At 74.1% G+C, this 14,350-nt stretch carries 15 protein-coding genes; 5 read left to right on the forward strand and 10 right to left on the reverse strand.

Going from position 1 to position 14,350, the window contains the following annotated elements:
- Nucleotides 1-398 precede the first annotated feature (398 nt).
- Nucleotides 399-629 (forward strand): hypothetical protein, encoded by a 231-nt coding sequence (locus ACFWXO_RS42140; protein ID WP_375893058.1) that lies wholly within the window; start codon nucleotides 399-401, stop codon nucleotides 627-629.
- Here the strand turns inward: ACFWXO_RS42140 and ACFWXO_RS42145 are convergent.
- From ACFWXO_RS42145 to ACFWXO_RS42170, 6 genes are all read right to left on the reverse strand, one after another.
- Nucleotides 581-1,210 (reverse strand): DUF6099 family protein, encoded by a 630-nt coding sequence (locus tag ACFWXO_RS42145; RefSeq protein WP_380531732.1) that lies wholly within the window; start codon nucleotides 1,208-1,210, stop codon nucleotides 581-583. The two genes, ACFWXO_RS42140 and ACFWXO_RS42145, sit on opposite strands and share 49 nt — an antisense overlap.
- A gap of 168 nt (nucleotides 1,211-1,378) precedes the next feature.
- Nucleotides 1,379-1,720 carry a nucleotide pyrophosphohydrolase gene (locus ACFWXO_RS42150; protein WP_380531751.1) on the reverse strand — a complete coding sequence of 114 codons (342 nt, stop codon included), beginning with the start codon at nucleotides 1,718-1,720 and terminating at the stop codon, nucleotides 1,379-1,381.
- Nucleotides 1,721-1,845: 125 nt separating this feature from the next.
- On the reverse strand, nucleotides 1,846-3,246 hold the full coding sequence (locus tag ACFWXO_RS42155) for an AAA family ATPase (protein WP_380531735.1): 1,401 nt from the start codon (nucleotides 3,244-3,246) through the stop codon (nucleotides 1,846-1,848).
- Nucleotides 3,247-3,352: 106 nt separating this feature from the next.
- Nucleotides 3,353-4,228 carry a putative RNA methyltransferase gene (locus ACFWXO_RS42160; RefSeq protein WP_380531738.1) on the reverse strand — a complete coding sequence of 292 codons (876 nt, stop codon included), beginning with the start codon at nucleotides 4,226-4,228 and terminating at the stop codon, nucleotides 3,353-3,355.
- A gap of 160 nt (nucleotides 4,229-4,388) precedes the next feature.
- The gene (locus ACFWXO_RS42165; RefSeq protein WP_380531741.1) at nucleotides 4,389-5,192 is read right to left on the reverse strand and encodes a RimK family alpha-L-glutamate ligase; all 804 of its coding nucleotides are present in this window, start codon (nucleotides 5,190-5,192) and stop codon (nucleotides 4,389-4,391) included.
- A gap of 107 nt (nucleotides 5,193-5,299) precedes the next feature.
- On the reverse strand, nucleotides 5,300-6,193 hold the full coding sequence (locus tag ACFWXO_RS42170; protein ID WP_380531743.1) for a RimK family alpha-L-glutamate ligase: 894 nt from the start codon (nucleotides 6,191-6,193) through the stop codon (nucleotides 5,300-5,302).
- A 184-nt stretch (nucleotides 6,194-6,377) separates the two neighbouring features.
- On the opposite strand from ACFWXO_RS42170, the gene ACFWXO_RS42175 reads away from it, so the two are divergent.
- Entirely contained in the window at nucleotides 6,378-7,250 is an 873-nt protein-coding gene (locus tag ACFWXO_RS42175; protein WP_380531746.1) for a GNAT family N-acetyltransferase, read from the forward strand.
- Nucleotides 7,251-7,333: 83 nt separating this feature from the next.
- Here the strand turns inward: ACFWXO_RS42175 and ACFWXO_RS42180 are convergent, their stop codons facing one another.
- Nucleotides 7,334-7,762, reverse strand: coding sequence for a fic family toxin-antitoxin system, toxin component (locus tag ACFWXO_RS42180; RefSeq protein ID WP_375893049.1), 429 nt, complete (start codon nucleotides 7,760-7,762; stop codon nucleotides 7,334-7,336).
- On the reverse strand, nucleotides 7,759-7,995 hold the full coding sequence (locus ACFWXO_RS42185) for a toxin-antitoxin system HicB family antitoxin (protein WP_270146936.1): 237 nt from the start codon (nucleotides 7,993-7,995) through the stop codon (nucleotides 7,759-7,761). Before ACFWXO_RS42185 ends, ACFWXO_RS42180 begins: the two co-directional genes overlap by 4 nt.
- A gap of 351 nt (nucleotides 7,996-8,346) precedes the next feature.
- On the opposite strand from ACFWXO_RS42185, the gene ACFWXO_RS42190 reads away from it, so the two are divergent.
- Nucleotides 8,347-8,541, forward strand: coding sequence for a hypothetical protein (locus tag ACFWXO_RS42190; protein WP_375893047.1), 195 nt, complete (start codon nucleotides 8,347-8,349; stop codon nucleotides 8,539-8,541).
- A 239-nt stretch (nucleotides 8,542-8,780) separates the two neighbouring features.
- On the opposite strand, the gene ACFWXO_RS42195 is transcribed toward ACFWXO_RS42190, so the two are convergent.
- The gene (locus ACFWXO_RS42195; RefSeq protein ID WP_375893134.1) at nucleotides 8,781-10,133 is read right to left on the reverse strand and encodes a class I SAM-dependent RNA methyltransferase; all 1,353 of its coding nucleotides are present in this window, start codon (nucleotides 10,131-10,133) and stop codon (nucleotides 8,781-8,783) included.
- A gap of 410 nt (nucleotides 10,134-10,543) precedes the next feature.
- The gene (locus tag ACFWXO_RS42200) at nucleotides 10,544-12,625 is read right to left on the reverse strand and encodes an APC family permease (protein WP_375893046.1); all 2,082 of its coding nucleotides are present in this window, start codon (nucleotides 12,623-12,625) and stop codon (nucleotides 10,544-10,546) included.
- Between the two features lie 241 nt (nucleotides 12,626-12,866).
- Here ACFWXO_RS42200 and ACFWXO_RS42205 point away from each other — a divergent pair, with 241 nt between their 5' ends.
- Nucleotides 12,867-13,535, forward strand: a complete 669-nt coding sequence (locus ACFWXO_RS42205; protein ID WP_375893044.1) for a potassium channel family protein — start codon at nucleotides 12,867-12,869, stop codon at nucleotides 13,533-13,535.
- Entirely contained in the window at nucleotides 13,535-14,206 is a 672-nt protein-coding gene (locus tag ACFWXO_RS42210) for a potassium channel family protein (RefSeq protein WP_375893042.1), read from the forward strand. Before ACFWXO_RS42205 ends, ACFWXO_RS42210 begins: the two co-directional genes overlap by 1 nt.
- Nucleotides 14,207-14,350: the final 144 nt, after the last annotated feature.

A 14,350-nucleotide genomic window follows, 5' to 3' on the forward strand; every position in this document is an offset into this window, starting at 1 on the left:
GCGGCCGCCCCCTTCGCCTGTGTCTGTGCGTGCGGCCAGAGATGTATTCTGTGGGAGGGGCCTCGGCGGGGTGAGAGGGGGGCGAGCCCTGCTCCTGTTCCTTACCGGTTCTCTGGGGCCCGCCCCCTCCCCCCTCCCCCTCCCTCCCACCCACCTCCACCCGCCCACCGCCCACCGCCCACCGCCCACCGCCCACCGCCCACCGCCTCCGGCGTCCTCCACCCTCCTCAATTCGCGCCCCTAGCCGAGGCCGTGTTGCAGCGGCAACCCCGGATCACCCGAGAGGCTTACGGCGTACCGGAGTTGGACCGCATCGGGTGGTGCGCGGTGACCGGCTGCGGGAACGGTTCGTTGGTCGGTGCGGCACACCGCACCACCGATCCGAAGAGGTCCCCGTCATGTCCGAACCCTCTGCCACGCCGCCGTTCCCGAGCAGCCCCACCGGCTCGGCCACCGGTGACTCGGCCGGACCCGCGACCCCCAAGACCCTGCTCGAGCAGATGCAGGAACTGCTCGCCTCGGTGACCGCGGACCTCGCCGCGCTCCAGTCCGACACCCGGGACATCGCCCCGGCTTCCGCCTATCCCGCCGTCAACGACACCTCCGACTCCGTGTCCGGCACCCGGTAGTCCGGCGCCCGCTCCTCCTCCGTCGGCCCGCCCGCACCCGGCGGGCCGAGCCGGACCACCAGTAACGGCGCCCCTTGACCGTCCGGCTCCGGCTCCGGTTCCGCGCCACCGAGCACCGACCGCTCCACCGCTTCGCCCCGCCCGGTCGCCGCGCGCAACCGCGCGGCCACGTCCTTGCACTCCGACACCGCATCGACCCCGTCGATGCACGTCCAGTACAGGCTCTCGGTGTCCGCCCCGCAGGCCAGCACCACGAGCGTCTCCCCGACCTCCCGCAGGAGTTCCTCCAGCGCCCCCAACGTCGCCGCCGTTTCGCCGAGTTCGGTGAGCCGCCCGGCCCTACCACCGCCCACCAGGGCGTTCGTGGCGACGGACCGCTCCAGGCAGACCGCCGCGTGGGCGCCCGCCTCGGAGAGCTGCTGGCCGAGGCCCGTCAGCTCGTCCCCGTCCGACTCCGCCAGCCGAGCGCCCACCGCCTCGGTGAGCAGCGCCGCCTGCCGCGCCTCGGCCAGCACGTCGGGTACGTGCCTGGCCTCGGCCAGGGCGTGCCGGGCCGTCTTGATCAGTCGCAGTGCCTCCATGGCCCCCGCTCCTTCCGCTCGTCGTCGCCGTCGACCAGCACCGCCGCCGGGGCGGTGGGGTGGTCACGGGGAGAGCGTGCGGGGAGGGCGGGGTGGGACGCATCCGCCCTTTCGAAAGCTGTGGAAAACCCGGGGGCTGTGGATAACTTCCGTCCCTCACAAGGGTGATCAGCCCTTGTTCGGATTGACGTCAGCCCCTTCGCCCGGCACCGGGAAGCGGTGCTCGTTGCGCTCGATCTTGGCCGCGAGCGCCTCCAGCGGGTCCACCCCGACCGCCGTGCAGAACTGCACCAGGTACGCCAGCACGTCCGCGACCTCGTCGCGTACCCGGTGGGCCCGTTCCGGGTCCGTCATCACCGCGGCGGCCTGCTCCGGCGTGAGCCACTGGAAGATCTCCAGCAGTTCCCCGGCCTCCACGCTCAGCGCCGCCGCCAGGTTCTTCGGCGTGTGGTACGGCTCCCACCGCCGGGCCGCCGCGAACTCCACCAGCCGCTGCCGCAGCCCCTCCAGCGTCGGCTCCCCGGGCTGCTCCGCCGGGCCTCCGGACACCACGTCGACCCCGGGCACCACATCGGCCCCTGCCGCCCCGGCCGCCAGGTCCGCCGCCGACTCCCCCGACCTCGTCACTCGTTCGTTCACGCCCCCAGGTCTACCGCATCCGCTCCCCCGGTCACAGCGGAGCCTTCCCCCGCGCCCGCCGAGCCCTCCTCCCGATCCCCCTCCCCGCGCCCGTACTGCACCGGCACCCTGGCCGTCTCCGGCCGCAGCACCGTCGACCCCGTCGCCGGGTCCCGTCGGCACTCCACCAGCGCCACCGCCCCCGTCCGCTCCTCGCCCGCCCCGAACGCCGCCCGCGCCGCCGCCGGCTCCTGGAGCGCGGCCACCACCCGCAGCTGGTTGCGCCCCGCCATGTCCCGCGCGAGCCGCAGCAGCGAGGCGGTCTGCTCGGTCGCGAGCCCGGCCCCGAGGTCCTCGGCCAGCACGGTGAGCTGCCGGTGTGCCCATGGCACCTCGGCGGCCACGTCGAGGTCGAGCACCCCCGCCCCGGTCAGCAGCACCGCCGCGAAGGCGAGGTGGCGCAGCATCCCGTCGGAGGCCTGGTCGGCGCCGGTGCGCCCGAGCACGCCTTCGTCGAAGACGGCCAGTACCCGGCGCCCGGTCCGGCTCTCGCGCTCGGCGAGGGTGAGGCCGAGCAGTGGGTGGGGCGCGGCCTCCTGGACGGCTCGCAGCAGTTGCCCGTACCGGCGCGGGCACTCGTGGGCGAGCCGGTTGATCAGGGCCGAGATGTTGGCGGCGTTGCTGCGCAGCCGGGCCTGCGGGTCGGCCTTGGCCCAGCCGCGCATCAGGGCGGGGACGGGGTGCAGCGGGAAGACCTCGCGCAGTGCGGTGAGCAGGTCCTCGGCGGCGGCGAGGACGAGCCGTTCGCCGGTGGAGGAGCCGGCCACCCGGAGCGGCAGCTGGGCGGTGATCATGGTGCTGCTGGGGAACGGCGCCCGGATGTCCCCTTGCCGGGTGTCGTTGTGCCAGCAGACGTTGACGCGCCCGTTGCGGACGTCCTGTTCGCCGGTGTCCACCAGGGTCCGGCCGTCGAGGGTGAGCGACTCCCGGGCGATCCGGACCGCGCCGTCGGTGCGGATCACCAGGTCGAGCCGGATCCGGCCGCGCGGTGAGCGGACGGTGCAGCCGAGGATGACGGCGTCCCGTCCGTGCGGCACGCATCCGCCGAGGCCGCCGCGTACGGGCGTGGCGAGCGGTCCGGTGCGGTCAGGCAGCCCGTCCAGGGATTCGGGGATCTCCTCGCCGAGGGCGAGCCGGGACAGCACGGCGAGCGCGTCGAGGGCGTTGGACTTGCCGACCCCGGCCGGCCCGTGCAGCACGGTGAGCGGCGCGAGCGGCAGGACGGCCCGCCGGTAGGACTTGAAGGCGGTGAGCCGCAGCTCCTCGACGGTGGGGCGTGGCACTGGCGGCCGGTCGGGGCCCGGGGCGCCCGGGCGCAGTTGGGCCGGCCCGGCGGGCGCGGCGGCGTCGCGGTTCACCCGTCGGACGTTAGCCGCAGCCCGGCGGGGCGAAACGTCCCTGCTCGCCAGATTCATCCCTACGGGGCGGGCCCGTCCCGCGCCGCTGACCCGCGGCGGTCCTCGGTTACGGCCGCCGGTACGCGGCCACCGTCACCGAGGCGGTCACCTCGACCGGGTCGGGCAGTTCCTCCAGGGCGGCGGCGAGCCGGTCGGGGTCGGTGTGCCAGGCGCTCGGCCCCATGCCGACGACGGTCCGCACGTCCTGGGCGGAGAGCCGCAGGGTGAACTCGACCGGTTGCCGGCCGGCCGGCGTGAGGTAGGGGCCGAGCTTCTCGTCGATCCGGCGCTGCTTCTCCTCGTCGACCGACAGCAGGCCGAGGGCGGCGACGAGTTCGCGCAGGTGGCGGGCGGTGGGCGAGACCAGCAGCAGGGTGCCGCCGGGGCGCAGCACACGGCGGATCTCGGGTCCGTTGCGCGGGGCGAAGACGTTGAGGACCAGGTCGGCGCAGGCGTCACGCAGCGGCAGCGGGCGCCAGGCGTCGCAGACCACCGCGCCGACCCGGGGGTGGGCCTTGGCGGCGCGGCGCAGCGCGTACTTGGAGATGTCGAGGGCGGCGCCGACCCGGCCGGGCAGGGTGTCCACGACGTGGGCGAGGTAGTGGCCGGTGCCGGCGCCGAGGTCGGCGACGAGGCCCCCCAAGCCGTCCGCTCCCCCGCCCGCCCCGGCGTCCGCCCCATCGCCCACGGCCGCGGCGGCCGCCGCGGCCAGGGCGTCGGCGATCGGCCGGTAGTGGCCGGCGGCGAGGAAGTCGGCGCGGGCGGCGACCATCTCGGCCGTGTCGCCGGTGCCGGTGTGGGCGTCACCGGCGAGGAGGCTGACGTAGCCCTGCTTGGCGAGGTCGAAGCTGTGCCCGGCGGGGCAGCGCAGGCTGCGCTCGTGCCGAGTGAGGTCCTGCGCGCAGTGGGGGCAGGCCAGGTAGGGCTCGATGTCCTGCAGCAACGTTCCGTCTTCTCTCGCCGTTCGGCCCCGGCCGGTCGGGGGCGCCAGCCAGCCTAACCACCCGGGCCGGTGGTCGGCCGCCGCGCCGGAGCGACACCGGCCCAGCCACACCGAAGCCCGGGCCCAGCCCAGCCCAGCCCAGCCGAAGCCCCGACCCGACCTACACCGGAACCCGCCCCCGCTCCGCCGCCACCCGCAGGGCGAGCCCCGCGAGCGCCTCCGGCGCCCCGGCCCGCCCGCGCGCGCCGGGGAAGGCGTTGACGTCGACGATCACCGGCTCGTCGGCCCCGTCCAGCAGGTCGACCCCGTACACCTCCAGCCCGAACACCTCGCCCACCCGCAGGGCGAGCGCGGCCCGCCGGGCGGACGGCTCCCACTCCTGCGCCGCCCCCACCCCGTCATCGCCGACGGAGAGTTCGGACCGCCGCCGAGCCGCGAAGACCTGCCCGTCGACCACCCAGAGCTTCTGGTCCCAGCCACTGCTCCGGAGGTACGGCTGGGTGACGACCTCCTCGTGCGGCCAACGTTCAGCGAGTTCCCGCAGCCGTTCCGCGCCGTCGACCAGCGCGACCAGGTCGTGGCGCCGGCTGTGCCGGCTCTTCACCACGAACGGGTACACCTGGTCGGCGAGTTCGCCCAGCGGGCCGGCCGTGACCGTCGCCGCGAACGGCAGTCCGGCGCCCCGGGCGAGCGAGGCCATCCGCACCCTGTCCTGGCAAAGCCCGGTCGCCGCGGCCGAGTTGACCACCGCGGCCCCGAGCCGCTCCAACTCCCCAGCCAGCGCCAGCGCTTGCGGCGTGCGTGCCTTGAGCAGGTAGACATCGGCGAGCGCCCCCCGCGGAACACCACCGTCGAGCGGGACGGCCTCCACCCGGCAGCCGCGCCGCTCCAGCACTCCGGCGGCCGCCGCGAGCAGCGGGTGCCCCGGGTTGCCCGTGATCAGCCCGACCCTCAACTCGCCCATCGGTCCACCCCTCGACCCGCCCCTCGACCAGCCCTTCAACTCACCCCTCAACCCGCCCTTCAACTCATCCCTCAATTCGCCCCTCAACTCGCCCTCCGGTCCGGCCCTCACCGCAGCCCACCGTCCACCAGTCCGACCCGGCCGTACTCCTCGCCACCGGCCGGAACCAGCGCGGGCACCGACACGGCCGTACCGCTGCGCGCGAGCCGCAGCACCGCCCGGGCGACCCGCTCCACCGCGTCGGGCACCTGCCGGAAGCTCGGGAAGTCGTTGACGTCCACCACCACCGGCCCGTCCGGCCCGAGCAGCACGTCGACGCCGTACAGGTCGAGGCCGAACACCTCGCCGACCTGCGCGGCTATCCGTGCGACGCTCGCGGGCAGCGGCACCGGCCGCTCGCGCACGCCCTGCCCCGGGTGCAGCGGCGATTCCCGTTCGGTCGCGAAGAGCTCGCCGTCGACGCAGTACACCTTGAGGTCCGTGCCGTTGTTGGGCACGTACGGCTGCGCGATCAGCAGCCCCTCCCCGGCGAGTTCGGGGCCGAGGCCGATCAGGTCGTCGGGTCCGGCCACCAGCCGTACGCCCCGACCGGAGCTGCCGTCCGCGGGTTTGACGACCAGCGGGTACTCGGCGGCCGGGATCTCGGCGAGCCGCTCCCAGCGGGCTGCGGCGTAGGTGACCGGGGTGGGCAGGCCGCGGGTGCGGGCGATCACCGAGGCGAGCGCCTTGTCCCGGACGCCGCGGATCGAGCGGACGTCGTTGACGGTGGTGAGGCCGACCGCGGCGGCCGCCTCCAGCAGGGTGAGCCCTGGGCCGCCGGATACGGTCTTGAGCACCCAGGCGTCGTGGCTGCCGGCCCGGACCGCCTCGGAGATCGCCAGCAGCGAGTCGCCGGGGCGCAGCACGTCCACCCGGTGCCCCCAGGAGGTGAGTTGACGCGCGACGTCCAGCGGCATGCCGTCCCGCCGGTAGTGCTCCTCCACCAGAAAGCAGAGCCTCATGGGCCTGACTTCCCCCTTGCCTCGCCGAGTGCGGATGTCCGCCGTCCCCCTCGGCAGAGCTGTGAAGGCATCAGCTTGCCCGGCGTACACGCACAAGATCGCCGCGAGCGGGTAAGCGTTCGGCAACAATCGAACGCCGGTCCGCCGCACAAACCGGTGGCGCTCCACTCCGGCCCCTGCTTGGATGCACGCCGTGACTTCTGCTGATCATGTTCCGGACCCCGCCCTGCTCGACGGCATCGAGCGTTACTACGACGCCGTGCCCCGCAGCGCCGCCACCGCGGAGGACTTCGGCCCGCTGACCCTCTTCGTCCGCCGCGGCGAGACCGGCTGGCACTACTACGCCCGCCCGACCCCCGGCCACGGCGGCCCGGCCGCCACCGCCGAGGACGTCCGCCGGGTGCTGGAGCGGCAGCGGGAGCTGGGCCTGCCGGAGGCCTTCGAGTGGGTGGCCGAGCAGAACCCCGAGCTGCGCGCGGCGGTGGAGGCGGCCGGCCTGGCGGTGCACGAGCACCCGCTGCTGGTGCTCGGCCCGCAGGACGGGACGGCCCCGGCGCCGGCGCTCCCGGAGCGGGTGGAGGTGCGGGTGCTGGCCGCGGACGCTCCCGAGCTGGCCGACGCGGTGGCCGTCCCGCACGTGGCTTTCGGCGCCCCGGGCACCGCCACCGGCAGCGCGGGCGCGGCCGAACTGGCCGTGAGCGCCGCGACGTTGACGTCCGAGGGCGGGGTGGCGCGGATCGCGCAGCGGATCACCGACGGGGTCAGCGTGCTGGCGGCCGCACTGGAGGGCGGCGACGTGCTCTGCGCGGGCCAGCACAACCCGGTGGGCTCGGTCACCGAGGTGGTCGGAGTCGGGACGCTGCCCTCCGCCCGGCGCCGCGGGCTGGCCCTGGCGGTCACCGCGGCCCTGGTGGCGCACGCCCGCGCCAACGGCGTGCGGACGGTGTTCCTGTCCGCCGCCGACGAGGACGTCGCCCGGATCTACCGCCGGGCCGGCTTCCGCCCGTTCGCGACGGCCCTCATCGCGGAGCCCGTCGCCTCGGACCCCCAGGCCTAGACCGGCGCGGCACCAGCCCAGGCACCGGCACCAGCCCAGGCACCCGCCCAGGCACCGGCACCGGCACCGGACGGGGACGCGGCTCAGTCGTCGTCCTCGTCCTCCTCCTCCGCCCCCGTGACGCCCTCCCCCTCGGCCTCGTCGACCACCCAGGCCGACAGCCGTTCGGCGACCCCGGACACCCCCAGCCGCCCTTCCCGGATGGCCCGGGAGAGGCTGCGCACCTCGCGGGCGGTGGTGGCGACGGTGCAGCCGCTGGCGACGAGGTAGGCGTAGGCGACGGCGGTCGCGAAGAGCTCGTTGGTCTTCTCCAGGGCCGGCACCCGGATCAGCTGGTGCATCAACGCGGCCGCGCGGTCCTGGGGTTCGGGGTAGACGGAGATGTCGAAGATCTCGGCCTGGTGCCGGGTGACGGCCGCGAGCAGCGAGCCGTAGTCGGTGACCTGCGGGTCACCGGGCGTGTACTGCTCGGCGGTCATGAGCAGCCACGAGAGGTCGACCTCCAGTTTCAACGGCGCACGTCCTGGAGCTCGCCCGACTCCCCGAACTCGGCGAGGAACGCCGTCTCGTACTCCTTCATGAACTGTGCGGCGGCGTCGATGAAGGCCCGTCCCGATTCACCCATGTCCTGCTGGACCAGGCGTTCGATGTACTGGTTCATGCTGATCCCCTGCTGCTCCGCCCGTTCCCGGGCCATCTCCGCGGTCGTGGCGTCCACTCGGACGTTCAGCTGCTTCTTGCCCATGCCGTTCAAGCTAGCGCCGAAGTGCTAGCACAACAAGGGCGCACGCACACCGCCCGCACACCTGCCGCACGCCCCCACGCAACCCCTCCGTCACCGAAGCGCCACCCGGACCACCGACCGAACCGCCCGGCGGACGCCGCCGAGCCGCTCACCCATCCGCTCCCTACCCCGTCACGCCCTCCGCCACCCGGCCCCGTCCGTGCCCGCCGCCGATCGACCCCGCCCCCGCACGGGCCCGGCACGGACCCCCGACCCGACCGGGCCTGACTTGAAGAGTCCTGCACCATCCGGGACTCTGAACTCTCCTGAGCGTTCCCCGAGCGGCACCGACCGGTTTTGTGGAGGCCGGCAATGACAGCCATGTTCGACCAGGAGCTGCGCGAGCAGCTCGCCCAGGCCCGGCAGGACCTCGCGGCGGCCCGGGCCGAAGGGGACGCCGACGGCGTCCAGGCGTACGAGGGCCGGATCGCCTCGCTCCTACGGCTCGCCGCCCAGCACGGCATCGACCTCCCGCACAGCGCCGACGAAGAGGAGCACAACGAGTAGCGCGCGCCCCGCACGCAGGCGCGGAAGCAGCCGCCGCAGCAGCCCTGGAAGCACCACCCGCCCGCCCCGCCCAACGCCGCCGGGGGGGGGGGGGCCCCCGGCCCCGGCGGGGGGGGCCCCGCCCCCCCCGGCGCGCGCGCGCGCCCGCCCCCCCCCCCCCCCCCGCGCCCGCGCCGCTGGTCTAGACCGCCCTCGGATACGCCCCCCCTGCTGGCTGCGCCGTTACAGCAGGCTCGGACTCAGGCCCCGGCCGGCTCCAGGATGGCCACGCACTCGAAGTGGTGGGTCATCGGGAACAGGTCGAAGGCCCGCAGCGAGACCGGCCGGTAGCCGCCCTCGCGGAAGAACTCGAGGTCCCGGGCGAGCGCCGCCGGGTCGCAGGCGACGTACGCGATCCGGCGGGCCTCCAGGCCGACCAGGTGCGCGACGGTCTCGCGTCCGGCGCCGGCCCGCGGCGGGTCCAGCACGATCAGGTCGGTGGCGGTGATGCCGGTGCGCGGCAGCAGCGTCTCGACCCGGTCACACTCGATCCGCACGTTGTCCAGCGCGGCCAGGTTGTGCCGGGCGTCGACGACGGCCTGCTTGGCCGACTCGATGCCGAGCACCGCGCCGTCCTCGCCGACCCGGTCGGCCAGCGCGCCGGCGAACAGGCCGACGCCGCAGTACAGGTCGAGCGCGCTCTCGCCCCACTGCGGGTCCAGACCGTCCAGCACCGCGTCGACCAGGGTGTCCGGCGCCTCCGGGTGGATCTGCCAGAAGCCGCCGTTGCTGATCCGCCAGGTGCGCCCGGCGGCCCGCTCGCGGACGAAGCCGCGCCCGTGGACCTTGTGCGCGTCGCCCTGGTCGTCGATCCGGGCGATCGACACCGGCTTGTCCAGCTCGACCAGCGGCAGCTGGGCGCCGTCGCGCGGGGTCAGCACCACCTGGCGGTCCGAGGAGCCGCTCGCGGCGATCGCCTCGACGCTCGCCACCCCCGGCCAGTCCCGGGACTCGATGCCGAGCTCGGTGACGCCCTCGGCGGCGATCAGGCAGCGGTCGATCACCTGGACGTCGTGCGAGCGGTGCTTGCGCAGACCGACCTTGTCGCTCTCCGCGTCCACCGTGTACTGCACCCGGGTGCGCCAGGCCGGCACCTGCCCGGGCGGCAGCTTGCCGCCGACCGGCTCGACGCTGCCGTCCCAGCCGGCCTCGGCCGGGGTCAGCCCGGCGAGCTTCGCCAGCTGCTCGGTCAGCACCGCGGCCTTGAGCTTGCGCTGCCCGCCGGGGGTGACGTGCTGCCAGTCGCAGCCACCGCACTTGCCCGGACCGGCGAACGGGCAGGGGGCCTCGATCCGGTCCTTGGCGGGCTCCAGCACCTCCACGGCGTCCGCGCGCAGGAAGCGCGAGGTGGTGGTGCCCTCGGTCACCTGCGCGACCACCTTCTCGCCGGGCAGCGCGTGCCGGACGAACAGCACCCGCCCCTCGTGCCGGGCCACGCAGTGCCCGCCGCCGTGCGCGACCGGGCCGACCTCGACCTCGTAGCGCTCGCCGACCAGCGGGTCCCCGGACGGGGCCTGCGCCCGCTGCGGTCGCGCCGCGGCCGCGCCGCGCAGCGCCTTCGGCGGCCGCACCGCCTGCTTGCGCGGCGCCTTCCGGGCGGCCCCGTCCGCGCCCTTCCCGTCCTGGGCGCCCTTCCCGTCGCGGGCCGGCTTCTCACCCCGGGCCGGCTTCTCACCCCGGGCCGGCTTCTCGCCCCGGGCGGGCTTCCCGTCGCGGACGGGCTTGTCACCCCGGACGGGCTTCTCGCCCTGGGCCGGCTTGGCGGCCCGCACGGGCTTCTCCTCCGGGGCCTCCCCCGGCACGACCGGCGCGGTGCGCGCCGTCAGCCCCTCACGGTCGGTGGCTTCCGGCCGGTGCGGCTTGCCCCAGCGCGGCCGGGCCACCTGCCCGGGCTGGGAGCCGCCCCGACGGGCGCCCTTGCCCTTGCCGGAGGCGCCGGAGGAGCGGGGCGGAGTGTTGCGCGTCACTGGGAGGAGTCCTTGCTGCGGTCGGGAGTGGCACCGGTGTCGGCACCGGTACGGGCGGAATCCTTCGACTTTACGGCCTTCGGCGCCCTCGGCTCGCCACGACGGACGGATCCGGGCGCCGACCAGGCCTTCTGCGGCCTGCGCCGCTCCGAGGACTCCAGCTGCCACGGCACCGAGGTGACCATCACCCCGGGCTTGAACAGCAGCCGCCCCTTGAGCCGCAGCGCGCTCTGGTTGTGCAGCAGGTGCTCGTACCAGTGGCCGACCACGTACTCCGGGATGTAGACCGCGACCACGTCCCGCGGGCTGCTGCGCCGCAGGTTCTTCACGTAGTCCAGGACCGGCCCGGTGATCTCGCGGTACGGCGAGTCCAGCACCTTGAGCGGCACCTCGATGCCGCGCTCGTCCCACTCCCGCCGCAGCGCCGCCGTGTCCGCCGGGTCGACGTTGACGGTGACGGCCTCCAGGGTGTGGGCGTGGGCCAGCCGGGCGTACGCGAGGGCGCGCAGCGCGGGCTTGTGCAGCTTGGAGACCAGCACGATGGCGTGCACCCGGGTGGGCAGCACCACGTCGTCCGGCTCCTCGGCCGCGATGAGCTCCGCGGAGACCCGGTCGTAGTGGCGCCGGATCCCCTTCATCATCACGAACAGCACCGCCATCGCGGCGATCGCGATCCAGGCGTGGCCGATCTTGGTGACCAGGACGACGATCAGCACGGCCATCGTCATCACCAGGCCGAAGCCGTTGATCGCCCGGCTGCGCTGCATGTGGCGCCGCTTCGCCGGATCGGTCTCGGTGCGCAGCAGCCGGGTCCAGTGCCGGATCATGCCGGACTGGCTCATGTTGAAGGAGACGAAGACGCCGACGATGTAGAGCTGGATCAGCCGGGTCGGGTCCGCGTCGAAGGCGATGATCAGCAGGATGGCGGCGATGGCCAGCAGGATGATGCCGTTGGAGAAGGCCAGCCGGTCGCCGCGGGTGTGCAGCTGGCGGGGCAGGTAGCGGTCCTGGGCGAGGATCGAGCCGAGCACCGGGAAGCCGTTGAAGGCGGTGTTGGCGGCCAGCACCAGGATCAGGCCGGTGACGGCGGCGACGAAGTAGAAGCCGGGCGTGAAGTTGTTGAAGACGGCCTCGCTGATCTGCGCCAGCGCGGTCTTCTGGTGGTAGTCGGGGCCGGAGCCGACCAGCTGCTCGGCCGGGTTCTCGGCCATCTGCACGCCGGTGAGCCGGGCCAGCCAGATGATGCCCATGAACATCACCACGGCGATGCTCGCCATCATCAGCAGCGTGGTGGCCGCGTTCTTGCTCTTCGGCTTGCGGAAGGCGGGCACGCCGTTGGAGATCGCCTCCACGCCGGTGAGCGCGGCGCAGCCGGAGGAGAAGGACTTGAGCAGCAGGAAGACCAGCGCGATCCCGCCGAGCGAGTCGTTGCCGGGGATGGCGGCGAGGTGGAAGCCGGAGCTCTCGGCGGGCATGGACTGGCCGAGCACGAAGTGCCGGAAGACCCCGTAGCCGACCATGCCGATCACGCCCGCCATGAAGGCGTAGGTGGGCACCGCGAAGGCGGAGCCGGATTCGCGCACCCCTCGCAGGTTCATGCCCATCAGCACCACGACCACGACCACCGAGACGATCATCTCGTGGCCGCGCAGCGCCGGGACGGCGGAGACCACGTTGGCGACGCCGGAGGTGGTGGACACGGCGACGGTGAGCACGTAGTCGACCATCAGAGCCGCGGCGACGACCAGTCCGGCCGCCGGGCCGTGGTTGACGGTCGCCACCTCGTAGTCGCCGCCCCCGCTCGGGTAGGCGTGCACGTTCTGCCGGTAGGAGGCGACGACGGCGAGCATCACGACCGCCACCACGAGGCCGATCTGCCAGGAGAAGTGGATCGCCGAGACGCCCGCGATGGAGAGCGTGAGCAGGATCTCCTCAGGGGCGTACGCGACCGAGGAGAGCGCGTCCGAGGCGAAGACGGGCAGCGCGATCCGCTTGGGGAGGAGCGTCTCCCCCAACTTGTCACTGCGCAGGGCGCGCCCGATCAGAAGGCGTTTCGGAAGGTCAGTCGGCATAGGCACGTTAAGGAATCGTAGGGGTATCCCGACGCGGCTTGCGCCGTTTATCCCCCCCTTCGTCGCGACTGTGTTCGGTGGACCGGCTAGCGTGTCGGATACGAGTCGGTGGGCAACACTCTGGTTGTCGAGCGGAGTCCGGCCGACGCCCCACGAGAACCCTCGCCCCGGAACGTCCGGGCGGGAAAGGGAGATGAACGGTGTTTGCGCAGGTCAAGACCCCTTCGGGACGGGTGAGGTAGCGCCGGTGCACATCGTCATCATGGGCTGCGGCCGCGTGGGCTCGGCCCTCGCGAGAACGCTGGAGAAACAGGGCCACTCGGTGGCCGTGGTCGACCAGGATCCGACCGCATTCCGCCGGCTGGGCGCCGGGTTCAACGGGCGCCGGGTGACCGGGGTCGGTTTCGACCAGGACACCCTGCGCGAGGCGGGCATCGAGGAGGCCGGCGCCTTCGCCGCCGTCTCCAGCGGCGACAACTCCAACATCATCGCTGCCCGGGTCGCCCGGGAGACCTTCGGCGTCGAGAACGTCGCGGCCCGGATCTACGACCCCCGCCGCGCCGAGGTGTACCAGCGCCTGGGCATCCCGACCGTGGCGACGGTCCGCTGGACCGCCGACCAGATGCTGCGCCGACTGCTGCCGAGCGGCGCCGAGCCGCTGTGGCAGGACCCGAGCGGCAGTGTGCAGCTGGCCGAGGTCGCGTACCACCCGGACTGGGTGGGGCAGCGGATCGGCCGCCTGGAGGAGGCGTCCGGCGCCCGGGTGTCGTTCGTCACCCGGCTCGGCGAAGGGATGCTCCCCTCGCCGCAGATGGTGGTGCAGGAGGGCGACCTGGTGCACGTGATGCTGCGCCGGGCCGACCTGACGGCGGTCGAGGCCGCGTTCGCGCAGGGGCCGAAGGAGGAGGGTCACTGATGCGGGTCGCCATTGCCGGGGCCGGTGCCGTGGGTCGCTCGATCGCGGGCGAGCTGCTGGAGAACGGTCACGAGGTCCTTCTGATCGACAAGAACCCGAACGCCATCTCGGTGGAGCGGGTGCCCATGGCGGAGTGGCTGCTGGCCGACGCCTGCGAGATCACCTCGCTGGACGAGGCGGCGCTGCAGCGCTGCCACGTGGTGATCGCCGCGACCGGTGACGACAAGGTCAACCTGGTCGTCTCGCTGCTCGCCAAGACCGAGTACGCGGTGCCGCGGGTGGTCGCCCGGGTGAACAACCCGAAGAACGAGTGGCTCTTCAACGAGTCCTGGGGCGTGGACGTGGCCGTCTCCACCCCGCGCCTGATGTCCGCGCTGGTCGAGGAGGCCGTCAGCGTCGGCGACCTGGTCCGCCTGATGCGGTTCAGCCAGGGCAACGCCAACCTGGTCGAGCTGACCCTGGCCGGCGAGGCCGAGCTGGTCGGCACCCGGGTGGGCGACGTCACCTGGCCGCCGGACACCGCGCTGGTGAGCATCATCCGCGAGGGCCGGGTGCTGGTGCCCGCCAAGGACGACACCCTGGAGGGCGGCGACGAGCTGCTCTTCGTGGCCGCGCAGGAGCGCGAGGAGGAGCTGGAGCAGCTGCTGTCGGCGACCTCCGGCGCCCAGTAGGCAGGCGCACGGCGAACGCGCCGCAGCGGACGCCCAGCGGCGAACACGAGTACGGGGGGGGGGGGGGGGCCCCGCCCGGGGGGGGGGGGGGCGCGGGGCGGGCGGCGGGGGGGGGGGGCGGGGGGGGGGGGGCGGGGGGTGTGG

Source organism: Kitasatospora sp. NPDC059088, from assembly GCF_042738155.1.
Classification (GTDB): Bacteria; Actinomycetota; Actinomycetes; order Streptomycetales; family Streptomycetaceae; genus Kitasatospora.